This window comes from Piscirickettsia litoralis (assembly GCF_001720395.1).
Lineage (GTDB): Bacteria > Pseudomonadota > Gammaproteobacteria > Piscirickettsiales > Piscirickettsiaceae > Piscirickettsia > Piscirickettsia litoralis.
This window is the reverse complement of the sequence record NZ_MDTU01000001.1, coordinates 1,601,514-1,623,200: the sequence shown is the minus strand read 5'-3', so window position 1 is coordinate 1,623,200 and position 21,687 is coordinate 1,601,514. Positions and strand designations below refer to the sequence as shown.

23 protein-coding genes are annotated in these 21,687 nt (G+C 42.8%); 13 read left to right on the top strand and 10 right to left on the bottom strand.

Features of this window, described 5'->3' with window-relative positions; all coding sequences use genetic code 11:
• The first annotated feature begins 14 nt into the window (after positions 1-14).
• From infB to BGC07_RS08020, 7 genes are all read left to right on the top strand, one after another.
• Complete coding sequence (gene infB, locus BGC07_RS08050; RefSeq protein ID WP_069312686.1) at positions 15-2,690, top strand: translation initiation factor IF-2; 2,676 nt, start codon at positions 15-17, stop codon at positions 2,688-2,690.
• 25 nt (positions 2,691-2,715) lie between these two features.
• The gene (rbfA, locus tag BGC07_RS08045; protein ID WP_069312685.1) at positions 2,716-3,069 is read left to right on the top strand and encodes a 30S ribosome-binding factor RbfA; all 354 of its coding nucleotides are present in this window, start codon (positions 2,716-2,718) and stop codon (positions 3,067-3,069) included.
• Positions 3,069-4,007 (top strand): tRNA pseudouridine(55) synthase TruB, encoded by a 939-nt coding sequence (gene truB, locus BGC07_RS08040; RefSeq protein ID WP_069312684.1) that lies wholly within the window; start codon positions 3,069-3,071, stop codon positions 4,005-4,007. The genes rbfA and truB overlap by 1 nt, the downstream gene beginning before the upstream one ends.
• Before the next feature lie 45 nt (positions 4,008-4,052).
• Positions 4,053-4,319 carry a 30S ribosomal protein S15 gene (gene rpsO / locus BGC07_RS08035; protein ID WP_069312683.1) on the top strand — a complete coding sequence of 89 codons (267 nt, stop codon included), beginning with the start codon at positions 4,053-4,055 and terminating at the stop codon, positions 4,317-4,319.
• A 67-nt stretch (positions 4,320-4,386) separates the two neighbouring features.
• Complete coding sequence (gene pnp, locus BGC07_RS08030) at positions 4,387-6,549, top strand: polyribonucleotide nucleotidyltransferase (RefSeq protein WP_069312682.1); 2,163 nt, start codon at positions 4,387-4,389, stop codon at positions 6,547-6,549.
• Between the two features lie 55 nt (positions 6,550-6,604).
• Positions 6,605-7,147 carry a hypothetical protein gene (locus tag BGC07_RS08025; protein ID WP_069312681.1) on the top strand — a complete coding sequence of 181 codons (543 nt, stop codon included), beginning with the start codon at positions 6,605-6,607 and terminating at the stop codon, positions 7,145-7,147.
• Positions 7,141-8,205: an alpha/beta fold hydrolase gene (locus BGC07_RS08020; protein ID WP_069312680.1), complete on the top strand. Its 1,065-nt coding sequence runs from the start codon at positions 7,141-7,143 to the stop codon at positions 8,203-8,205. Before BGC07_RS08025 ends, BGC07_RS08020 begins: the two co-directional genes overlap by 7 nt.
• 96 nt (positions 8,206-8,301) lie before the next feature.
• Here BGC07_RS08020 and BGC07_RS08015 read toward each other — a convergent pair whose 3' ends face one another.
• The 8 genes from BGC07_RS08015 to pcnB all read right to left on the bottom strand — a co-directional run bounded on the left by BGC07_RS08015 (position 8,302) and on the right by pcnB (position 13,971).
• Complete coding sequence (locus BGC07_RS08015) at positions 8,302-8,649, bottom strand: phasin family protein (RefSeq protein ID WP_069312679.1); 348 nt, start codon at positions 8,647-8,649, stop codon at positions 8,302-8,304.
• Between the two features lie 138 nt (positions 8,650-8,787).
• On the bottom strand, positions 8,788-9,192 hold the full coding sequence (locus BGC07_RS08010; protein ID WP_069312678.1) for a phasin family protein: 405 nt from the start codon (positions 9,190-9,192) through the stop codon (positions 8,788-8,790).
• Positions 9,193-9,304: 112 nt separating this feature from the next.
• The gene (gene phaR / locus BGC07_RS08005) at positions 9,305-9,814 is read right to left on the bottom strand and encodes a polyhydroxyalkanoate synthesis repressor PhaR (protein WP_069312677.1); all 510 of its coding nucleotides are present in this window, start codon (positions 9,812-9,814) and stop codon (positions 9,305-9,307) included.
• A gap of 74 nt (positions 9,815-9,888) precedes the next feature.
• The gene (locus BGC07_RS24145; protein ID WP_449421075.1) at positions 9,889-10,035 is read right to left on the bottom strand and encodes an SDR family oxidoreductase; all 147 of its coding nucleotides are present in this window, start codon (positions 10,033-10,035) and stop codon (positions 9,889-9,891) included.
• On the bottom strand, positions 9,992-10,642 hold the full coding sequence (locus BGC07_RS08000; RefSeq protein WP_449421074.1) for an SDR family NAD(P)-dependent oxidoreductase: 651 nt from the start codon (positions 10,640-10,642) through the stop codon (positions 9,992-9,994). Before BGC07_RS08000 ends, BGC07_RS24145 begins: the two co-directional genes overlap by 44 nt.
• 63 nt (positions 10,643-10,705) lie before the next feature.
• A complete protein-coding gene (locus tag BGC07_RS07995; protein WP_069312676.1) occupies positions 10,706-11,887 on the bottom strand; it encodes an acetyl-CoA C-acetyltransferase in 1,182 nt (393 codons plus the stop codon).
• 192 nt (positions 11,888-12,079) lie between these two features.
• A complete protein-coding gene (folK, locus tag BGC07_RS07990) occupies positions 12,080-12,568 on the bottom strand; it encodes a 2-amino-4-hydroxy-6-hydroxymethyldihydropteridine diphosphokinase (protein ID WP_069312675.1) in 489 nt (162 codons plus the stop codon).
• A 2-nt stretch (positions 12,569-12,570) separates the two neighbouring features.
• The gene (pcnB, locus tag BGC07_RS07985) at positions 12,571-13,971 is read right to left on the bottom strand and encodes a polynucleotide adenylyltransferase PcnB (RefSeq protein WP_069312674.1); all 1,401 of its coding nucleotides are present in this window, start codon (positions 13,969-13,971) and stop codon (positions 12,571-12,573) included.
• 193 nt (positions 13,972-14,164) lie between these two features.
• Here pcnB and BGC07_RS07980 point away from each other — a divergent pair, with 193 nt between their 5' ends.
• The 3 genes from BGC07_RS07980 to BGC07_RS07970 are packed head-to-tail and all read left to right on the top strand — an operon-like array spanning position 14,165 to position 16,900.
• Positions 14,165-14,827 (top strand): transglycosylase domain-containing protein, encoded by a 663-nt coding sequence (locus BGC07_RS07980; RefSeq protein ID WP_069312673.1) that lies wholly within the window; start codon positions 14,165-14,167, stop codon positions 14,825-14,827.
• A 16-nt stretch (positions 14,828-14,843) separates the two neighbouring features.
• A complete protein-coding gene (locus tag BGC07_RS07975; protein WP_069312672.1) occupies positions 14,844-16,472 on the top strand; it encodes a transglycosylase domain-containing protein in 1,629 nt (542 codons plus the stop codon).
• Complete coding sequence (locus BGC07_RS07970) at positions 16,469-16,900, top strand: tetratricopeptide repeat protein (protein WP_201258130.1); 432 nt, start codon at positions 16,469-16,471, stop codon at positions 16,898-16,900. The genes BGC07_RS07975 and BGC07_RS07970 overlap by 4 nt, the downstream gene beginning before the upstream one ends.
• A 64-nt stretch (positions 16,901-16,964) precedes the next feature.
• Here BGC07_RS07970 and BGC07_RS07965 read toward each other — a convergent pair whose 3' ends face one another.
• Together BGC07_RS07965 and BGC07_RS07960 are read right to left on the bottom strand one after the other, a co-directional pair.
• The gene (locus BGC07_RS07965; RefSeq protein WP_139121653.1) at positions 16,965-18,506 is read right to left on the bottom strand and encodes a hypothetical protein; all 1,542 of its coding nucleotides are present in this window, start codon (positions 18,504-18,506) and stop codon (positions 16,965-16,967) included.
• Positions 18,507-18,854: 348 nt separating this feature from the next.
• Complete coding sequence (locus BGC07_RS07960) at positions 18,855-20,111, bottom strand: pyridoxal phosphate-dependent aminotransferase (protein WP_069312670.1); 1,257 nt, start codon at positions 20,109-20,111, stop codon at positions 18,855-18,857.
• A gap of 326 nt (positions 20,112-20,437) precedes the next feature.
• Here BGC07_RS07960 and BGC07_RS07955 point away from each other — a divergent pair, with 326 nt between their 5' ends.
• From BGC07_RS07955 to BGC07_RS07945, 3 genes are all read left to right on the top strand, one after another.
• Positions 20,438-20,845 carry a hypothetical protein gene (locus tag BGC07_RS07955; RefSeq protein ID WP_069312669.1) on the top strand — a complete coding sequence of 136 codons (408 nt, stop codon included), beginning with the start codon at positions 20,438-20,440 and terminating at the stop codon, positions 20,843-20,845.
• Positions 20,829-21,101 (top strand): hypothetical protein, encoded by a 273-nt coding sequence (locus BGC07_RS07950; protein WP_069312668.1) that lies wholly within the window; start codon positions 20,829-20,831, stop codon positions 21,099-21,101. Before BGC07_RS07955 ends, BGC07_RS07950 begins: the two co-directional genes overlap by 17 nt.
• A 77-nt stretch (positions 21,102-21,178) precedes the next feature.
• A partial coding sequence (locus BGC07_RS07945; RefSeq protein WP_201258129.1) for a GNAT family N-acetyltransferase occupies positions 21,179-21,687 on the top strand: 509 nt, incomplete at its 3' end.

Genomic DNA, 21,687 nt, shown 5'->3' with positions numbered 1-21,687 from the left:
GTTGGGGGCAGAGTATGTCAGAAGTGAATGTGAAAAGTTTAGCAAGCTCAATTGGCGTTGATGTAGATCGCTTATTGAAGCACTTAGAAGAAGCCGGTCTGCCAGCAACAGGTCCAGAGCAAGTGTTAACCGATCAGGATAAAACGACGCTATTAAGCTTCTTGAAAAAATCGCACGGGACAACGACGGGTGAAGCTCCGCGTAAGATTACCTTGCGTCGTAAGGAGCATAGCGAGTTAAAAGTGAAGTCTGCCGATGGCGGTCGCAAGACTGTTAATATTCAAGTGAAGAAAAAGCGGACTTACGTTAAGAAAGATCCTGATCTTGAGGCGAAAGAAGCCGAATTAAAGGCGCGTGAAGAGGCTGAACGTCAGGCGGCAATCGAAGCAGAGCGTGTTGCTGCAGAAAAAGCCAAGCGTGAGCAGATCGAAGCTGAGCAAAAGCGTAAAGCAGAAGCAAAGCGTCAAGCAGAGCTGAAAAAAGCAGCTGAGCAAGAGAAGAAAAAAGCACAAGAAAAGCAAGATCCTGAAAAGGCGGAAAAAGAGCGCTTAGAAAGAGAACTTGCTGAGCGTCGTGAAGCTGAGCTTGAAGCGAAACGAGTTGCTGCCGAAGAAGAGGCGCGTCGCCAGACCGCCTTAGAGGCGGAGCGTATTGCTAAGCAAACGCAAGGGCAAAAAGCGGTAGAAGAAGAGAAAGTGGATGCTAGCGCAGAAGAAGAGCATCACGTGCATACGAAGAAAGTGGCTGCAAGTGGTTGGGCTGATCGAGATATTACGGCAACGGACATGGAGCGCCAAGCTAAGCGCAGCAAATCTAAGCGTGCGGCGGCTAAGCAAGATGCTCGTGGTGGTAATAAGCGTGGTGGCAAAAAAGCACGGACTCACAATAAAGCCGGTGAGCAATTGCAGCACGCCTTCTCTAAGCCGACAGCACCGGTAAAACGTGAAGTTGCTATTCCTGAGGCGATTACGGTTGCAGAGCTTGCACAAAAAATGTCGGTTAAAGGCGCTGAAGTCGTTAAAGTCCTCATGAAAATGGGGGTGATGGCAACGATTAACCAGATTCTTGATCAAGATACTGCTGTATTGATTGTTGAAGAGTTAGGTCATACGCCGAAGATCTTACAAGAAAATGCGGTTGAAGCTGCGGTATTAGCCGCTGCGAATGTGGATGGCGAGCAAGAGCAACGTGCACCGGTGGTGACCATTATGGGCCATGTTGACCACGGTAAAACATCACTGCTTGACTATATTCGTCGTGCTAAAGTCGCGGCAGGTGAAGCCGGTGGTATCACTCAGCACATCGGTGCGTACCAGGTGAAACATGAGCGTGGCACGATCACTTTCTTAGATACCCCCGGTCACGCGGCCTTTACGGCGATGCGTGCGCGTGGTGCAAACTGTACGGATGTCGTGATATTGGTGGTTGCTGCTGATGATGGTGTGATGCCTCAGACTATTGAAGCGATTCAACACGCACGCGCTGCTGAGGTGCCACTGATTGTTGCTGTTAATAAGATTGATAAAGACACGGCGGATTTAGATCGTGTACGTACAGAGCTCAGCCAACATGAGGTAATTTCTGAGGACTGGGGTGGCGATAATATGTTTGTCAATGTCTCAGCGAAGACCGGTCAAGGCATTGATGATTTATTAGATAGCATTTTGTTGCAAGCTGAAGTTCTCGAGTTAGAAGCTCAGGTCAATGCACCAGCACAGGGTGTAGTGCTTGAGGCACGTTTAGATAAAGGCCGTGGTTCAGTCGCTTCTTTATTGGTTCAAAAGGGTACATTAAAGCAAGGCGATATTGTGCTCGCAGGGCTAGAATATGGCCGCGTGCGCGCCATGCATGATGATTTGGGTCATACGACTAAATCTGCGGGGCCTTCTTGTCCGGTAGAAATTTTAGGTTTGTCTGGCACACCGAGCGGTGGTGATGAATTTAGTGTGGTCGCTGATGAGAAAAAAGCCCGTGAAGTCGCACTATTCCGTCAAGGTAAATACCGTGAAGTCAAGCTTGCGCGTCAACAAGCGAATAAGCTTTCAGCGATGTTCGAGGGTATGGCCGAAGGTGATGTGGATACCTTAAATATATTGGTGAAGACAGATGTGCAAGGTTCGCTCGAAGCCTTGACTGAGTCATTGACTAAATTGTCGACCGATGAAGTTAAAGTCAAGGTGATTGCCAGCGGTGTTGGTGGAATCACCGAATCTGATGTGAATCTGGCGATGGCATCGAACGCGGTGATGGTGGGCTTTAACGTGCGTGCTGATTTAACGGCGCGTCGTTTGGCAGCGGCTGAAGAGCTAGAGATTCGTTATTACAGTGTGATTTATGACATCATCAATGATGTGAAAGCAGCGATGACCGGCTTGCTCTCTCCTGAAGTTAAAGAGCAGATTACCGGGATTGCACAAGTGCGTGAGGTTTACCGCTCATCGAAACTCGGTGCAGTGGCCGGTTGCATGGTCGTTGATGGTACCGTTAAGCGCAATAACCCGATTCGTGTCTTGCGTGATAACGTTGTGATTTACGAAGGGGAACTTGAGTCGTTAAGACGCTTCAAAGATGATGTGCAGGATGTTCGAAATGGCATGGAATGTGGTATCGGCGTGAAAAATTATAACGATATCAAAGTCGGTGATCAGATCGAGGTATTTGAGAAAGTTGAGGTCGCCAGACAGCTATAAGCTGGCGGCCGATTAAAGGTAAAAGATGAAAGAGTATAGTCGTACCCAGCGTATTGCTGACCAAATGCAAAAAGAGCTTGCTGAGTTGTTACAGCAAGAAATGAAAGATCCACGCATCGGCATGGTGACCGTGTCTGCGGTTGAGGTTTCAAAAGACCTCGCCCACGCCAAGGTTTATGTGACGATGATGCAAGAGGCTGATGAGCGTGAAGAAGCGCTTGTTGTTTTGCAAAAAGCCGCGGGCTTTCTGCGCTCCATGTTGGCAAAGCGCATGAATCTGCGTACGACACCGAAATTACGTTTTGAGTATGATGGCTCGACAGAACAGGGTAATGCCTTGTCCGCTTTGATTAATAAAGCATTACATGGCAAGAGTTAATGGCAAGACGCAGAAAAGGCCGTAAGCTTGATGGGGTTTTGTTATTAGATAAGCCGACTGGCTTAAGCTCTAATCATGCTCTGCAGCGGGTAAAACGCTTTTATCAAGCTCAAAAAGCAGGACATACGGGGACACTCGATCCATTGGCAACAGGAATGTTGCCAATTTGCTTTGGTGAAGCCACTAAATTCTCACGTTTTTTACTAGATACAGATAAGTGTTATCAAACCATCGCTAAGCTCGGTGAGCGTACTGATACCCTGGATAGTGAAGGTGAAATTACTGAACGTTTGCCAGTGACAGTAACACGCGCAGACATTGAAGGGGTATTGCCAAGCTTTCGTGGCGAGATCAGTCAGGTGCCGCCGATGTATTCTGCGCTTAAAAAAGACGGCAAGCCTTTATATAAGCTCGCACGTCAAGGCGTAGAAATTGAGCGCGTTGCGCGTGATGTGACTATACACTCACTAGAGTTATTAAATGTTGCTGAAAATTCGATGAATATAGAACTTGCTGCTCATTGCAGTAAGGGGACTTATATTCGCAGCCTGGTTGATGATATTGGTCAGGCGTTAGGTTGTGGGGCGCATGTTAGTGAGTTGCGCCGCACGCGAGTTGCCCATTTTAGTGACAACCAGCTTGTATCACTGCAAGTGATTGAAAGCCTTGCAAAACAAAACGATTTAACGGCCTTGGATGGCTATGTATTGCCGATAGAGGCAATGTTAACAGACTTGCCAGAATTGCGCTTAACCCCAGAAATGGCGTACTATATGCGCACGGGGCGGTCTGTTTCTTTGAATACGCAGCAAGCAATTGGTGCTTATGTCTGTGTATTTGATGAAAAAGCACACCAATTCATTGGTGTCGCCGAAGTTGTGGCAGAGAATGAGCTGAAGCCCGTTCGCATTCTGTCCACTGATATAAATAATAACTAGTGATTGTGCTAAATCCTAGTTAGGTTAAGTTGGAGTATATCTCTTATGTTAAGCAGCACTGATAAAGAACAAATTGTTCGCGACTTCCAACGCGTTGAAGGAGACACCGGTTCTCCAGAAGTGCAAGTTGCATTATTGTCTTCGCGTATCAAGTATCTGACAGATCACTTTAAAACGCATCACCATGACTTTCATTCACGTCGCGGTCTAGTTCGTCTAGTTAGCCAACGTCGTAAGTTATTGGATTACTTAAAGCGTAAAGACGCTGAACGCTATCGTTCACTGATCGCTCGCTTAGGTCTGCGTCGATAAAGTTTTTTCTCCAAAGCTGCAGCTGCTTGTGGCTTTGGAGCTTTCTTACAATTAAGGAAACATAAACGTGAACGCAATAAAAAAAGTTTTTCAATATGGCAAACACACTGTTACGCTTGAAACTGGCGAGATTGCACGCCAGGCTTCAGGAGCTGTGGTTGTTCATATGGGTGACACTTCTGTATTAGTGACAGCGGTGGCCCAAAAAGAAGCGGTTGAAGGGCGTGATTTTTTCCCTTTAACCGTAAATTATCAAGAAAAAACATATGCCGCGGGAAAAATCCCCGGTGGCTTCTTCAAGCGTGAAGGTAAGCCGACAGAAAAAGAAACATTAGCATGTCGACTGATCGATCGACCATTGCGTCCGCTTTTTCCAAAAGCATTTAAAAATGAAGTTCAAGTTGTTGCAACTGTTTTATCTTGGGATCCTGAAGTTGACCCTGAAATTCCAGCAATGATTGGTGCTTCTGCCGCTTTATCTATCTCAGGGGTGCCATTTTTAGGTCCAATGGGTGCGGCGCGTGTGGGGTATATCAATGGTGAATATGTTCTTAACCCAACGACAGAGCAATTAGCTGAATCGGCCTTAGAGCTTGTTGTCGCCGGTACGCGAAGTGCGGTATTAATGGTTGAGTCTGAGGCTAAAGAGCTGCCAGAAGAGGTGATGCTAAACGCCGTTTTATTTGGCCATGAGCAAGCGCAAGCGGTGATTAATGCGATTGATGAGTTTGTTCAAGAAGCAGGTAAGCCAGCATGGGATTGGTTGCCTCCAGCAGAAGATACTGAAGCGAATACAAAAGTCAGTGAACATGCGCGCGCAGCCTTAGAGGCAGCGTATAAGATTCAAGAAAAGCAAACACGTTATGCGGCTGTTGGTGAAGCGAAAGAAGCAGTACTTACTGCCCTTGTCTCTGAAGATGAAAATGGTTTAGATCAAGCGCGAGTTGCTAAAGCTTTTAGTAAATTAGAGCGTGATATTGTCCGTGGTAATATTTTAGCCGGTGAGCGTCGTATCGATGGTCGTGATACACGCACGGTGCGTCCGATTTTTGTTAAAAACAAAATCTTGCCTCGTACGCATGGTTCGGCCTTATTTACACGCGGTGAAACTCAAGCCATTGTTGTGGCAACCTTAGGTTCTGAGCGTGATGCACAGTTGATTGACTCGCCTGTGGGTGAGAGCAAAGATGCATTCATGTTGCACTATAACTTCCCGCCTTATTCTGTCGGTGAAACGGGTATGGTGGGTGCGCCGAAACGTCGTGAGATCGGCCATGGCCGCTTGGCACGTCGTGCCATTGCTGCGGTATTGCCTACATTGGGTGAATTCCCTTATGTCATGCGTGTTGTCTCTGAGATCACCGAATCTAACGGTTCGAGTTCTATGGCAACCGTCTGCGGTACTTCATTGGCACTATTAGATGCAGGTGTGCCGATTAAAGCACCGGTTGCCGGTATTGCTATGGGCTTGATCAAAGATGATGAGCGCTTTGCTGTTTTGTCTGATATCTTGGGTGATGAAGATCATCTAGGTGATATGGACTTTAAAGTGGCAGGAACCGAACGTGGTGTGACAGCACTGCAAATGGATATCAAGATCGAAGGGATTACCAAAGAAATCATGGGTGCAGCATTGGCACAAGCTTATGATGGTCGTATGCACATTCTTGATAAAATGAATAGCGTCGTTGCGGCTCCAAGTGCCTTGTCTGAGTTTGCGCCGCGCATTACGACAATCAAGATACCAGCGGATAAGATTCGTGATTTGATTGGCCCAGGGGGTGCGACAATTCGCAGCTTAACAGAAGAGACCAACACCAGCATTGATATCGATGATGATGGTTTAGTGAAAATCTCTGCTGTCGATGCTCAAAAAGCTGCAGAAGCGAAAGCACGTATTGAAGATATTACCATGGTCATCGAGATCGGTAAGGTCTATCCGGGTACGGTGACGAATATTCGTGACTTCGGTGGCTTCGTTGCCCTCGCTTCAGGTAAGCAAGGTTTGGTTCATATTTCACAGATTTGTGAAGAGCGTGTGAATCAAGTCAGTGACCGCTTAAGTGAAGGTCAAGAGGTTAAAGTGAAAGTTCTTGATATTGATCGCCAAGGCCGTATTCGTTTAACGATGAAAGGTATCGATCAGCAAACAGGTGAAGTGATCGTCAAGCCTGTAGAGCCAGCAGCAGAAGCGGCTCCTGCACAGCAAGACAGTTCTGCACCGGAATAGTCGGTTATGTCTATAGAGCGTGCTTTTGCACGCTCTTTTTTTATGTAGGTGATAGATGCAAGGTGAGCACTGCCTGTTAAATTCCGATACTGTTCATTCTGTTGTTCATGCACAAGTGCGTCGTGAAGGTGAACGCTTTTTACGATTTTCGAACCTCTTATTGCTTATTTTTAAGTTACCTAATATCGACAAAGATCAGCAATTATTAAAAAATTCTTTATTGTCGGTCCGATCGTTTTTATTACAAGATATTTTTCCGGCCTATACCCTGTCTTCTGGTTCTGATGAATTATTAAATTATCTACAAGCTTTTCTTAAAGAGTTAAAATTAACTCAGTTTTCTGACTTACTAAGTCAATGGGAATGTTATAGTCACCAATTTAAAATGCTGTTAGATCAATCTTTTGATCAATTTATCGCTCTGATTTGGCAACAGTTGCAGTCTAGCCAAACAATGACGATGCATAGCTGTTACAAGCTGTGGCTGAACCTTTGTGATGAGACTTTACAGCGAATTAGTGAAACGTTATTAACGTTGGTTAATAATCAGCTGATTAGTAATAATAGCCAGCCAATCCAGGCGATTTTATCATGCTAGAATTGTCAGAGTTAGAGCAAGAGGTGAAGCATTATGAGCGATCTTTAAATAAGTTTATTTCCTCTGCTAATAATCTTGATAGCCAGGAAAATCATGTAACAACAACGGGCGATGGTGATAGTATAGCAATCGAGTTGATCGCTGAAAATGCATTATGGCGATTACAGCGTTATTGTAGCAAGATCACGGGCCGGCCATTATTAGTGACTTATGCACTATTAAACAACCCAAGCATTCTTGATTTATCTAAAGACCACTCATTTATTGCTGGATTGATTGCAGCTGGCTTTGATGTTTATTTACTGTCGTGGAAAAATGATCAAAGTGTCGGGAATGTTCAGTCCTATTGTGAATATATTATTGATCAGGGATTAAGCCAGGCGGTAGAGAAAGTGCTGGCGCACTGCCATAAGCAGCAGTTAGAGCTACTCGGTGTTTGCCAGGGTGGCGTGTTTAGTCTGTGTTTGAGTGTGTTAAAGCCAGAGAAGATAAAACGGCTGATTCTCATGGGAACACCGATTGATTTTCAGACGACAGATAATCAGTTATCAAAGTTAGTTAAACAACTTTATGCCATTAAACCCCAATTGAATTGTATGAAAGTTGGTAATTTAATTAATTCTCGTGCGATTAATAGTGTTTTATCCTATCAAAAACCTGCAAATTTATTAATGCTAAAATATGCGAACTTTATCCAGCTAGAACGTCAACAGCGCCAAGAATTTTATCAATTAGAAAAATGGCTATGGGACTCAGGCTGGTTATCTGTGGCAGCACTTTATGAATTTATTGATGATTTTTACATTCATAATAACTTAATAGAAGGGTTTTTAACTATTGCAGGTCAGTCCATTAATTTGGCCGAATTAACCGTGCCAGTATTAAATCTCTACGCTGAAAATGACTGGTTGGTGCCACCGAGTGCAAGCTGTGCGCTTAAAGAGAAGGTAAACCCTGAGCTATTATATCAAGAGGTTGGTTTTGAAACAGGTCATATTGGTTTATATGTGAGCCGTAGAACTCAAAAGCAAGTGATTAATACGATTGCTGGGACTTAGAAAAAACAGTGAGCTGATATATTAAGAAAATAAAAAACCCTCTTGTATAAGTTTATCTAGAAGAGGGTTTTAATGCTTTTAAGAAACTAAAATAGTTTAGTTCTTTTGTCCAGGCGTTACGCTAGATAAGCCTTCTTGGAACCAGTTGTTACAATCTTTAGAAGATTCGATACAAATGTCCATTGCTTGTTGTGCATAGCCCGCTAATTTATTGCTGGTTTCTGTCGCAAATTTTGCTTGAACATTAAGAAGGTCTTCAACTTTTTTAGCATTTTGGAATTCAGAAAAATGATTTTGCCAAGATTGTACACAATCATTGGCGATTTCAAGGTTTTGACGAACGGTGCGTTCAACAATACGGTTTGTTAGCTGTTGAAAGTCTACCGCGGGCTTAATAAAATTTTGTTGAACTTTATTGAACTGTTGAAAGAAATCTTGTTGCATGGTAATTGTCCTTTTGTTGCGATGCACTATTTGTTGACCTCAGACTATCTGATAACAGGAGCACTGTCAATATGTCAGGGGTAAATTTACATTGCGGTAAGATAAAAGACCCAGGTTTGGGCCTTTTGTGTCTGGCTTCTATGCCGCCGTTTTTTTGCTATTTGATTTGCTTGTTGTTTTCGTTTCAACTGGCTGTAGAGTCTGTGCCTTATTAAGAGGTTCAAAGCCATATTTTTCTAGCCAAACTTGATATTCTTTTGCAGTTGTACTGAAAAGGTCAAGTGCCTGTTGAGTGGTGTTTTGGATTTTTGTATTAACGTTATTAACTGCCTTGCTTTGCAAGGTAATGAAGTCTTCTGCAGATTTAACATCTTTTAATGCAGAGAGCTGCTCAACGTTATTATTGAAAAAATCATTGGTGATTTCGATGTTTTGACGCATAACGCGTTCGGTTGTGCGCGTGAAAAATTGATTGAGTTCGATAAGAGGAGTGAAACCGTTTTTTGCTTTCTCATTCCACTGTGAAAAAAACTCCTGGTACATGGACAAAGCTCCTTATGCTATACGTGTATATCCTGAGAACCGAGAATATTATCCTGGTTTACTAGTATGAGTGTTTTTATTTTGCTGTCAATAGGTTGAGTGGGTGTCTTGTTTAATTTTCTTCTTCTTTTTCTGTGGGATTGACCGCTGTTTTTGTGACCTGCTGAAAATTTTTCTGCATTTCTGACCACATATTTAAGTTAGATTGCGCCATTTCACTGAATGTGGAGAAGAGTTGTTGGTTCATATTCATCGGGTTCGATGCTGAGCTGACAAGGTTTTCAACCTTATCTTTAATTGAGCTTTGCTGCTCAACAAAAAGGGCCATACTACGATCGAGATAGCCGCGGGCAAAATCCTGCATGGAATTGCCATAAAAGCGAATGATATTTTCTAGAATTTGTGTAGAAAACATCGGCGCGCCTTTATCCTCTTGCTCGTTGATGATTTGTAACAAAGTGGTGTGCGTTAAATCATCTTTAGAGCGAGCATCAATCACTTGGAATTTTACGCAATCAACCACAAGTTGTCTCACGTCATTTAAAGTAATGTAACTGCTGATCGAAGTGTCATATAAACGACGATTAGGATACTTTTTAATAATGCGGATATTTTCACTCATGATCGATCACCTACTCTACTAACAAAAAAATAACAATAAATATTAAAAAGTGATGGCTTAGGCCATCACCACCATTAAAACATATGTTGACCGCCATTGATCGCTAAGTTGCTGCCGGTGATGAAGCCAGCATCTCCACTAGCGAAGTAAGCAACAGCTTTAGCGATTTCTTCAGGTTTACCTAAACGACCAACGGGAATGCCAGCAATAACTTTTTTCACGGATATCTTCACGAATCGCCATGACCATATCAGTGCCGATGTAACCTGGAGAAATCGTATTGACGGTGATACCTTTACGAGCAACTTCTTGGGCGACCGCCTTAGTAAAACCATGCATGCCTGCTTTGGCGGCAGAGTAGTTTGCTTGGCCAAATTGGCCTTTTTGTCCGTTGATCGAAGAAATGTTGATGACGCGGCCATAGTTGCGATCAATCATGCCATTGATGACATTACGCGTCATATTAAAAACGCTGTCTAGGTTTGTATCCATGACCGCTTTCCAGTCATCTTGCTCCATTTTCTTCAATTGCGCATCACGGGTGATACCTGCATTATTAACGAGAACATCAATGCGGCCATAACGGCTGGTAATTTCATCGGTGATTTCTTTGCATGAGTTAAAGTCACTGACATTGCAAAACAAGGCATCAAAGTCATAACCTTCGGCTTCTTGTTTTGCTAACCATGTTTGCGCGCGCTCGCTGTTAGGGCCACCGCTGTTGTAGGTGACAACAACTTTATTGCCCTCATCAGCAAGTTTGCGTGCGATATATGCACCAATACCACCCATACCACCGGTGACAACTGCAATTTTTTTATCTGACATAAATTTAATCCTTGAATTGTGTATCTAAAAAAATGTGTATTTCAAAAATTTAAGACGCTGTTATTATGAGCGCTCAATCGCAAGGGCAGTTCCTTGGCCGCCGCCGATGCACAGTGTTGCAAGACCGCGTTTAGCATCACGTTTAACCATTTCGTGAATGAGGCTGACCAAAATACGTGCACCTGAAGCACCAATCGGATGGCCTAAGGCAATCGCGCCACCGTTGACATTGACTTTCTCAGGGTTGAGTTCAAGTTCTTTACTGACGGCAAGCGCTTGAGCGGCAAAAGCTTCATTCGCTTCGATGAGGTCTAAATCGTCGATGTTCCAGCCGGCTTTTTCTAGGCAAGCTTGGGTGGCAGGGACTGGGCCGATACCCATAATTTTAGGGTCGACGCCTGCGCTGGCATAAGATTTAACAGTCGCAAGGATAGGTAGATCAAGCTCAAGAGCCTTTTCTTTGCTCATCAAGATCACTGCTGCTGCACCATCATTGATGCCAGAGGCATTACCTGCGGTAACCGTTCCTTCTTTTTTGAAGGCGGCGCGTAACTTCCCTAAGCCTTCTGCGGTACAACCAAAACGCGGGAATTCATCTTCAGCAAAGATAATTGGGTCTTTTTTACGTTGTGGGATTTCTACCGAAATGATTTCATCTTTAAAGCGGCCTGCTGTGATGGCTTTTTCAGCTTTTTGTTGGGAGAGAGCGGCGAATTGATCCTGTTCTTCACGTGTTAAATCATATTTTTCGGCCAAGTTTTCGGCAGTAACGCCCATATGAAAATCATTCATAGCGCACCACAAGCCGTCTTGAATCATGCTATCGACCAATTCGGCGCTGCCCATACGAAAACCGTTGCGTGATTTAGGCAGGACGTGAGGCGAGGCGCTCATGTTCTCCTGACCACCGGCAATAATGACATCAGCATCGTTACAGCGAATGGCTTGAATTGCAAGTTGCACCGACTTTAAACCAGAACCACAGACTTTATTGATTGTAAGTGCTGGTGTTGTTTCGTTTAAACCTGCTTGTAGGGCGGTTTGACGTGCTGGGTTTTGTCCGCTGCCTGCGGTGAGAACTTGTCCGAAAATGACTTCGTCAACTTGATCGGCGCTTAACTTGGTTTTTTCAAGTAAGCCTTTAATGACAGTAGCACCTAGGGTTGGTGCAGAGATAGTTTCTAAACTTTGGCCAAAAGCACCAATTGCAGTTCGCCCTGCGGCGACGATAACGACATCACGCATCTTCATCCCTCCAAAAAATGTCTCTATGTATGGAATCCTTAAGTTTGAAGCAAGAGTAACAGAAAAATAAAGAGGGCGCTAGCGCTAAATATCGCACTGATTAAAAAGAAAAAACTGCAACATAGTTAGCCAATAAGCTGAAATTTTCAATGGCTGCTTAATTTCTTAACTTGTTGATTAATATTGTTAATTTTAGTATTGTTGCAGTTTTTCGATATCTTTATTGAGTGATTGATCAATAAATTTTTTCAGTGCAGTGCCTCCGGGTAAAATCAACTCGGGGGCAAGCTCATACAAAGGCAATAATACAAAGTTGCGCTTTAGCATTTCGGGGTGAGGCAGTGAAAGTCGCTCACATTGCTCTGTATGCTGACCATAAAGCAATAAGTCTAAGTCTAATGTGCGCGGCCCCCAGTGCTGATCACGAGTACGTCCATGTGCATGTTCTATGGTTTGTAAAGTATCCAATAAGGCCAGCGGTGCAAGCTCAGTTTGTATGGCGACAACCCCATTGATAAAATCAGGCTGATCTTGAGGGCCATAGGGCTTGGACAAATACCAGCTTGAACATTTTTCAACAACGATGCCTCTGTCCTCTGCAAGTTCTTTGACGGCAGACTGAACTTGTTGAACCGGTGAGTTTAAGTTGCTGCCTAGGGCGATAAAACATTGCGTAATCATGATTACTCCCCCTTGTTGTCTACAGGCTTGTTAGCGACCTTTTTATCGGCTGGTTTTTTACGTCGACGGCGCTTGCGTTGTAAGTGACGGCCGGTGCCTTCACCTTTGGTTGAAATTAATTTTTGTTGCTGGTTTTCATCGGCTTGCTGGAAGTGTGTCCACCATTCAGCGAGTTCCTCAACCGGCTCACCGGAGCGTGCGCGCAAGCATAGAAAATCATAGCCAGCACGGAATTTAGTTTGCTCTAGCAGTCGCAATGGACGTTTACCGCGGCGCTGCTCAAAGCGAGGTTGCATTAACCAAATTTCTTTAGTCGTTGCTAGAAAGCGCTTAGGGATGGCGATGTGTCGAAGTTGTGCTGAAATCACTTCATGGCAAGCTTGGTGAAAGGCTTTATAAGCTGGAATATTATTTTTAATCAGCTCGTACTCACGTATTTTTAAGGGATACCACAAAAATACAGCGAGTAAGTAAGCGGGTGTCACCGGCTTATTTTGGGCAACACGCTTATCTGTATCTTGCATCGCAGAGTTCAATAAGCGTTCCGCATGGGGTTCATGACCGTTGACTAGGACGTGATCAATCTGAGGATAAAGTTCTGCAAATAGACCACAAGCTCGCAATTGTCGTAAGGTGTGTTCAGCATTGCCAGATAAGAAAAGCTTATTGGTTTCCTCGAAAAGGCGCGCAGCAGGAACGGATTGCATGAGCGTTGTCAGCGCTGTGATTGGTGTTGCTGTATGTTTATTAATGGTAAAGTCAAGCTTGCAAGCGAAGCGAATCGCACGGAGCATGCGCACAGGGTCTTCACGATAGCGCTGTGTTGGCTCGCCGATTATACGGATTTTTTTAGTTTGAATATCGCTTAAACCATCGACATAATCCAAAATGACATCGCGCTGTGGGTCATAATAGAGGGCATTGATCGTAAAATCGCGGCGCCAGACATCTTCAACGAGGGTTCCATAGACGTTATCGCGAATAATCTGGCCATTTTCCGTCTTGCGGTGAGGTTGGTTATTATTATTTTCCGATGTGGTGATATCGGCTCTAAAGGTCGCTACTTCAATAATTTCACCGCTAAAGTAGATATGAGCAAGACGAAAACGCCGGCCAATCAAGCGGCAATTGCGGAAAATCTTATTGATTTGCTCAGGGTGGGCGCTGGTGACAACATCGAAATCTTTCGGGGTTTGACCGATTAAGAGGTCGCGAATGCAGCCACCGACGAGATAAGCTTCAAAACCATGCTCTTGCAAGCGACGCACGACTTTTATGGCATGTGTAGAGATGCCTTGAGCATTAAAGCCTAGGCTCGAGGCCTTAATTTGTCGGGGCAGCTGGCCTGCTTCTTTTTTAAATGGACGTAGTAAACGTCGAATACCGCGAGTTAATTTACTCATTATGTTTTAAATTGCTCTAAACTGTTTGATCGTTGACACAATAGCGTATTTCGCGCATTTTACTAAATTGTTAGTGATCTGCAAACGGGGAAGAGTAGAATCTTAGGTTACAATGGACAAAAACAATCTGTGAATTGTGGGTAAATGAGGGGGTGGCCATTAACATGTTTTTTTAAAGCCTCGTTTTTGGTTATTGTTATTTCTAAGATTATCAATTGTTTTTATTGTATTTATTATCGCATTTGTTTTTTATTGTGATTATATCGTCACTCATCAATTTGATATTAAAACCACTCAAATTCCAGCTCAAGTCTATGCCGCACCTTTAGAGCTTTTTAAGGGTGAAACACTAAAAAAAGATCATTTGTTGTATACACTTTCACGTTTAGGCTATCAGCAAACGGATCAAGCTGAGGTTCCGGGCAGCTACGCTGTGCGGGGTGATCAGTTTACAATTTATGTGCGCGCCTTTGATTTTTGGGATGGCTTGCGTGGTGCGACCAAAGTGCAGTTAACTCTAAAAAATAGCCATATTAGCCAATTAAATAGCTTGAAAACTGAAAAGCCGTTAGCGCTTTTTCGATTGGACCCACAATTGATCGGTGGGATTTATCCGGCGAAAAAAGGGGCACGAGTTTTTGTGCCAATTAAGCAGATGCCAAACCTGCTAAAGCATGCCTTACTGGCCTCGGAAGATCGTAGTTTTTATCATAACTGGGGTATTTCTTTTCGGGGCATTGCTCGCGCATTGGTGACTGATGTATTGGCTGGAGGCTATGTTCAAGGTGGTAGTACCATCACCCAGCAATTGGTCAAGAATTTATTTTTAACTCAGCAAAAAAACACTATCACGTAAGTTGCAAGGCTTAACTATGGCGTTGCTGTTGACCTTTCATTACAGTAAAGACGATATTTTACAAGCCTACATGAATGAGGTTTACCTAGGTCAAAATGGTAATCATGGCATTCATGGTTTTGGCTTGGCGAGCTTGTTTTACTTTGGTCGCCCTGTTTCAAGCTTAACGTTGCCGGAAGCAGCAACGCTTGTCGGAATCATTCCAGCACCTTCCTACTTTAATCCGCGTCGTCATCCTAAGCGTGCAATTAAGCGTCGAAACTTAGTATTATCATTGATGTATCAGCAAGGCATGATCACTAAAACCGAGATGCAAACCGGCCAAAGTGCTCCTTTGGGAGTAACGGCGCGACCACAGTGGGGTAGCGCGGCCTATCCGGCTTTTATGGATTTGGTCGAACGCCAACTGCAGCAAGACTATAGCCGTAAGGAGTTAGTTCAAGATGGTTTGCGTGTGTTTACAACCTTAAACCCCTGGACACAGAACATCGCGAATAAAGTGATAGAAAAGCACCTGGGTGATCTTGAAAGCCAATACAGCCTACAGAAAGATAAGTTAGAAGCGGCATCGGTTATTGTTGATCCTGCGAGTGCGCGAGTTTTGGCGATTGTTGGTGGTAGAAACGCACATTACGATGGCTATAATCGTGCTCTAGATGCTGAGCGCCCGATCGGCTCAATTACTAAGCCGGCAATTTATCTAACAGCGCTTGAAGACCCCGCTCAGTATAATTTAGTCACGCCTATCGAAGATACGCCGATTTACATTCAAGGCCCAGGCGGTAAAGTTTGGTCACCGAAGAACTCTTCACTCGTCAGTCATGGTAAAGTACCTTTGATGACGGCCTTAGCTCATTCTTATAATGAGGCGAGTGTCAGGCTAGGCATGCAAGTAGGACTTGCTAATGTGCTCAATACCATTCGTCACATGGGCGTTAAAACACCGATTCAGGCTTATCCGGCTAACTTGCTTGGTGCTTACTCGCTATCTCCTTTTCAGGTAGCGACTATGTATGAAACTATTGCCAGTGGCGGCTTTAGCATGCCGCTGCGGGCGATTACTGCGGTGACGGATATGGATGGCAAAGTGCTGGGCAGTTATGCGATTAATGTCAAAGAGCAGTTTAACCCCGCCGGTATTTATCTACTGACACGCGCGATGCAGCAGGTCGGTGATACTGGAACCGGGCGTTTACTGTACCAAATTTTGCCAAGAGATTTGAACTTTGCCGGGAAAACCGGCAGCAGCCAAAATTTACGTGATGGCTGGTTCGCAGGGTTTACTGGTAATTTATTAACCGTTGTCTGGGTGGGGCGAGATGATTATGCTTCTTCACGTTTATATGGCCAGCAGGGGGCGGGGCATATTTGGGCGTGGTTGATGAAAGCCTTGCATGCAACACCTTTAAAACCCGTTGTCCCTGAAAATATTAGTTTTGCTTGGGCGAATAAACAAACGGGGCAATTGAGTGAGCAAGACTGTAAAGATGCGATCTATGTTCCTTTTATGAAAAATTACGTTCCTAAGTTTGTTTCTCGATGTGGAATCGTAGATAATGAAAGTGAAACATCTATAACAACACCCGGTGCTCCTGAAAAGAAAGGCTTTTGGCATTGGCTCAAAGGGTTATTTAGTTCGCAATGAAGTTTTTGCAGTCCAGTCTGTTCATGATTATACCCAGCATGCTGCTCGCAGGTTGCGGTAGCGGTATTAAAGCAACAACCTATTCCATGCCCGAGTCTGTCGGTGCGGTTGATGGTGTGTCTCCGGCTGTTTTGGCTGAGGGGCCAGCGGCGATATTAAAGCAACAGGCGCAAAAGCAGCTTGCTGCTGGCAAGTTAAATGACGCAAACTCGTCTTTAGAACGTGCCTTACGCTTTGCTCCTCAAGATGCTGGGGTTTGGTATGAATTTGCCCTCGTTCGTGAGAAACAAAACCGGCCGGAGGAAGCCGTGCAAATGTTAAAAAAAGCGACGGTTTATGCTGGGCGCGATAAAAAATTACAAGCGCAAATTACCCAATTAGAAGCACAGTTGCAGACTCGTCTTGCTGGTGTCGAGTCTTCTTCTTAAAATTAATTAAATAATGGCTGCATAAAAAGAATTATACAGCCTGAGCTAAGTTTATTGTTTTATTTTAAGCAGGCGGCGCAGGTAAGCTAATTATTTTAGGGCCTGCGTTAATGTGTTGGCAAAGATTCCCAATGCAATCTGCCCGATTAAATATTAGATTCCCTTGAGCGTCTTTTTTTAAGGTAAATTTAACTTCGTCGCTATCAGGTGCTTTTGTTAATGTTAAGTCCACATCGCAACTGTTACTTTGGTCAAAGTTTACTGCAACCGACAGCTGATTATTCGCCGGGTTATTACAGACATTGCCTGTAATACTTGTCCAACCGGAGCCAATATTAACATGGTATTCGCTGGGAGGAGTAGGAATGTTTGGTTTATAAGGCTGTTGGTTAGGTAGGCTTTTTGTGCTGCCAACATCAATCTGTATGCCGTTATAGTTGGCTATGTTCAAGTTGCCAATCGAATCGTCAATGGAAAAGGCATATATATGAAGACCAAGATTAGGTGACTTCTTACCATGAATAAACAGAGTATAGGGGTTGAGTACATATTTATTATTGTATGGATAGGTATTACCACTTTGATCCAACCCGCTGCGGAGCAAGTCGATGACATCAGGCCCAAGGTTTATTCCCTTATTATGATCACTGATATAAGGCCAAACTTTAGCATGAGGATCTTGAGGTTTACTTGGGTCTTGTATTGCGATAAATGGCACATAGCCGTAGATATTTTGTAAAATAGCATAACGGTCTTGTGGGTTAGCTGCGATCGTGGCAATATTCTCCTGAGTAATTGCTTTTTTTTGTTTTAACAGGTAATTACTGATAAAGCCGTTAATAACCGCCTGAACTTTCTGTTGAAATTCTTGGCAATTAGCTTTATTTGGGTCATCGCTGCAAGGTTGAGAGTTTTTATCATACCACGTGTCGAACCATTTTTTAGTGAGTAGCCCTCGCATTTTATCGCCTTGAGCTTGGTTGATTTGATCTTTGCTGGCAAATAAATTGTAGGCACCTGGCATTTTACTATCACTTACTTTAAAAAGAGGCCAGCCCGATTGAGTGGAAAACTCTTTTAAGGCAGTTTTAATCATTGCTTGAGATTGCTCGGTGCTCATCCCGATCCAACCAACATCGGCTATCTTCGGTGTTGTTTTCCCGATGGGTTCAATTGCAATTGGAATGTCGTTCAGAGCATCAACGGCTGAGAAATCATAATCAACCACAGGTTGAGTGCCTTGATCATTGTTAGTAAATGTGTATTCAGCTAATTGGTAAGGGTATTGTGTACCAGGTGCAAGGGGCGCATTAAGCTGCATCTGAGTGATTGGTTGTTGACCAATATAGACGCGCCCTGCATTCCAGCAATCTGATGATAAATCAAAAATGATTGATTGACCTACGGCAATGCCTGATGCCTCAATCGAAGTGGGTACTGTGCAGTTTTTAGGAGGAGATCCTGCTGTGATGAGTGGGTAAATGGTAGTGTTTGTGTCATTGGTAATTTTAATTTGCATTAATGGTGATTTTTTTAGGGTAGCATGTGAATAAGTTGCAGCTGTAAAGCAGGCTGCAATGGTGATTGCTATCTTAAGCTTTTTCATATCAATGATTTCCATGGGCTTAGGCTTAATAAAACTGATTAAGAAGCACAATAATTTAATAACCACTACGCCAATAACAATTCATTTTGAAAATGGATCGTTACAGTGTAAAAATTATAAGGAAAATAAAAAGTAGCGGATTTATAATTTTTTATTAAGACATAGCATATCCTTAATACTATAGGTTAAATAATGATAACTCCGAAATTAAACGGTACAATGTTCATGATTGAGTTTCAACGTAAGGCGATCTATTTTATTTATTATTTTTTATTGGTCTATATTTTTTATGTTAATCCCAGAGCAAGAATGCTCTGGGCAGCGAATTATGATGGAGCAAAAAGAAAACTATAGAGAGTTAAAAAAATGTTCTAATCGATCACAGCCGGCGACTATTTCTGGGAATAAACCTGCCGAAATTTCTTGATGCTCTAGCTGCTTTAATAGTTTTTCACCATCAAAGTCAACAATGGCTAAACGCAATACTAGCTCAGTTTTTGGTAAATAAAATTCACAGCCAGGCAAACAGGCGACGTGACTGTGCTTGAGTAAATGATCACAAAGGTCCATTGAAGTATGAATATTAACCTTTGCTAATTTTTCTTTATAAGAATTAAAATTAGCTGCAAGATAAAAAGCGCCTTGGCCGGGCCAGCAATTGATATCAATCGTTTTAAGGCGTGTGCTGACATAGTCGCTGATAAACCTTAGAATACTATTGCACTTTTTTAAATGGCCTGTGAGTTGTTGACTATTATTGTACAAAATTGTTGCAGCATATTGAATGGGGCTGCTAACAGCGCTATAAGTCTCGCTAATCATAATTTTTAGCGCGGAATGTAATTTGGGCATGGTTGTTGGAATAATCGTAAAGCCTAATCGATAACCACCTGCGGCAAAGGCTTTGGATAGCCCATTGGTAATAATCGTTTTTTCTGGATAGTAATAAGTAATACTTTGGTGTGAGTTTCCTGCGTATTCAGTTAGGCTATAAATCTCATCAGAGATAACAATGACATTATATTTTTTGCAAACTTTCGCTAATTCTTTTAAATTGCTTTCTGAGTAAATTTGTCCTGTTGGATTATTAGGACTGTTTAGAATCAGGATATTCTGGGGGCTGTTAGAATTTTTCAGTGCATGTTCAAATTCATCGGCCTGCAAGCAATAGCGTTGCTTAAATTGAGTTTGTATATAATGAACAGGCTTATTGAGTAGTTTTGCTTGAGGCCCATAACTGACCCAACTAGGGGCGGGAATAAAAGCATCCCCTTCAAGTAAAAACAACAATTGAAATAGTAGCTCCTTACTTCCTGGACCGACAAAAACCTGCTCTGGATTAATATTGTAATCAAAGTGAGTCTGGCAAAATTGGCTGATTGCAGAACAGAGTTCGGGTAGCCCTTGTGTGGGCAAATAAGCTTTTTTATCGGCATGTTCTTGTAATGCTGTTTGCAATATATCGGGCACTGGGAAAGGGGATTGACCAAAACCAAAATGACAAACGGGTTGGCCTTGTTGACGTAGTGTTTTTGCCTGTTGGTTGATGGCGAGTGTGGCGGATTCTTTGAGTGTACTGACTTGCGGAATAATATCAATGCTCATAACTGCCTCGGTAAAATGAATGGAAATCGCTATTTTCTTATTGGCAGTTTTCAGACTAGCATAAAATAAGTGTTTTTATCTGTTTTAAATAAGAAAGATGATAAATAAAACAAATAAATAAATGAATGTCCAGCGTTAGAGCTGCCATATTCGCTTCGATAGTTTAATATTCTCACAGTAATTTTGACTGTAGAGCAAGAATGCTTTTGGGGTGTAATAGGCTGGGTGTGGATAGGGCAAAGAAAAACTCAATGTGATTTTTTACCGTTTTTCTCAAAATGTTTTTGTGCTAATTTTTCTTCTTTTTGGATGAAGTGAAATTATTTATGAAAGAGATAACCGAGGTTGGGGAAAAGCTAGGAGCAGGAAGCCAAAAAGATGTATATTATTCAGTTGAATACGAAGACCGCTGTATAGGGCTTATTCGCTCTGAGGATATTGGTAGATTATCTCCGCACGATGTTGCAGAAAAAGAGAAAGATGATATCACTCAATTAGCAGAAATTGGATTGCCTGTTGTTGAAGTTAGAGATATTGTAAGATTTGGTGATCAGTATGGGGTTGAGCGAGATCTTGTTGTCAATGCAATTGACTCGGAAGATGTGATTTTAAGTAGAAAGTCTTTTCCGGATTCTACTTCATTTAATAAAAATGTTATATCGTCCTGTAATGAGATGATTGAAATTTTAAAAGAAAAAGCATCTTATCATCGAAGATTTGCAATTTTTAATTAATAAAGAGGGCAGAGTTTACATTAACGATGTTAGAGATGTGTCTTTTGGCCCTTCTGAAAAGGCGATAGGCAAGATAAAAGAGTTAAGAGGGGTTGCGGTAGGAAATTTGTATGAATTGCAAAGTGAAACTGATGATGAGAATTCACCTTGTACACAGAGTTTAGTTCGTGTAAATCCTTCGCTTTTTTTTGATTCCAGAAATAGAGAAGGTACAGGCAGCGAAAAACCAATGTACGCAAATAGGCAGTGTGGATAAGGGCTAATTCCTGCTATTAAAAGTTGCTCGCGTGGTGGACCTATATTCTAGAATATGAAGATAAAGAGGTGTTAGAAGTGATCAATAGGAACTATTTCTTGTATTCTAAACGCTTAGGTTTTGGGTTGTGGAGTCATAACCTTTTTTCTGAGGCTTTAGCGCTTTGGGGAGATCACCGAGTGACTGAGTTTATTGATGCTCGTAGCCCATTGACAGAAAGTATGGTAAAAGAAAAGCTGCAAACAGAGATAATGGCTCAGCAAGCAGTCAATATGCAATATTGGCCGCTATTCTCGTTGGAGCAAGGGGAGTTTGTTGGTGTTTGTGGCTTGCGTCCTTATGATAAAATGCAAAAGACTTGTGAACTTGGCTTTCATATTTGTTATCAGTTTTGGCGACAAGGCTTAGCCAGAGAAGCGGCGATGGCAGTAATTGCCTATGCCGGGGAAAAATACCAAATGAGCTATTTATTTGCTGGGCATAATCCCTTGAATAAGAGTTCAAAAGCACTATTAAATAAACTAGGGTTTGTGTATAGTCATGATGAATATTACCCACAAACAGGTCTTGATCACCCCAGTTACTG

Bases quoted from the DNA above. Each gene is read 5' to 3' on its own strand.
- rpsO (WP_069312683.1), top strand. From the start codon at position 4,053: ATGTTAAGCAGCACTGATAAAGAACAAATTGTTCGCGACTTCCAACGC.
- BGC07_RS07975 (WP_069312672.1), top strand. From the start codon at position 14,844: ATGGCGTTGCTGTTGACCTTTCATTACAGTAAAGACGATATTTTACAA.
- pcnB (WP_069312674.1), bottom strand. From the start codon at position 13,971: ATGAGTAAATTAACTCGCGGTATTCGACGTTTACTACGTCCATTTAAA.
- BGC07_RS07955 (WP_069312669.1), top strand. From the start codon at position 20,438: ATGAAAGAGATAACCGAGGTTGGGGAAAAGCTAGGAGCAGGAAGCCAA.
- truB (WP_069312684.1), top strand. From the start codon at position 3,069: ATGGCAAGACGCAGAAAAGGCCGTAAGCTTGATGGGGTTTTGTTATTA.
- phaR (WP_069312677.1), bottom strand. From the start codon at position 9,814: ATGAGTGAAAATATCCGCATTATTAAAAAGTATCCTAATCGTCGTTTA.
- BGC07_RS07970 (WP_201258130.1), top strand. From the start codon at position 16,469: ATGAAGTTTTTGCAGTCCAGTCTGTTCATGATTATACCCAGCATGCTG.
- infB (WP_069312686.1), top strand. From the start codon at position 15: ATGTCAGAAGTGAATGTGAAAAGTTTAGCAAGCTCAATTGGCGTTGAT.
- BGC07_RS08020 (WP_069312680.1), top strand. From the start codon at position 7,141: ATGCTAGAATTGTCAGAGTTAGAGCAAGAGGTGAAGCATTATGAGCGA.
- rbfA (WP_069312685.1), top strand. From the start codon at position 2,716: ATGAAAGAGTATAGTCGTACCCAGCGTATTGCTGACCAAATGCAAAAA.
- folK (WP_069312675.1), bottom strand. From the start codon at position 12,568: ATGATTACGCAATGTTTTATCGCCCTAGGCAGCAACTTAAACTCACCG.
- BGC07_RS08025 (WP_069312681.1), top strand. From the start codon at position 6,605: ATGCAAGGTGAGCACTGCCTGTTAAATTCCGATACTGTTCATTCTGTT.
- BGC07_RS07960 (WP_069312670.1), bottom strand. From the start codon at position 20,111: ATGAGCATTGATATTATTCCGCAAGTCAGTACACTCAAAGAATCCGCC.
- BGC07_RS08015 (WP_069312679.1), bottom strand. From the start codon at position 8,649: ATGCAACAAGATTTCTTTCAACAGTTCAATAAAGTTCAACAAAATTTT.
- BGC07_RS08000 (WP_449421074.1), bottom strand. From the start codon at position 10,642: ATGTCAGATAAAAAAATTGCAGTTGTCACCGGTGGTATGGGTGGTATT.
- BGC07_RS08010 (WP_069312678.1), bottom strand. From the start codon at position 9,192: ATGTACCAGGAGTTTTTTTCACAGTGGAATGAGAAAGCAAAAAACGGT.
- BGC07_RS07995 (WP_069312676.1), bottom strand. From the start codon at position 11,887: ATGCGTGATGTCGTTATCGTCGCCGCAGGGCGAACTGCAATTGGTGCT.
- BGC07_RS07965 (WP_139121653.1), bottom strand. From the start codon at position 18,506: ATGAAAAAGCTTAAGATAGCAATCACCATTGCAGCCTGCTTTACAGCT.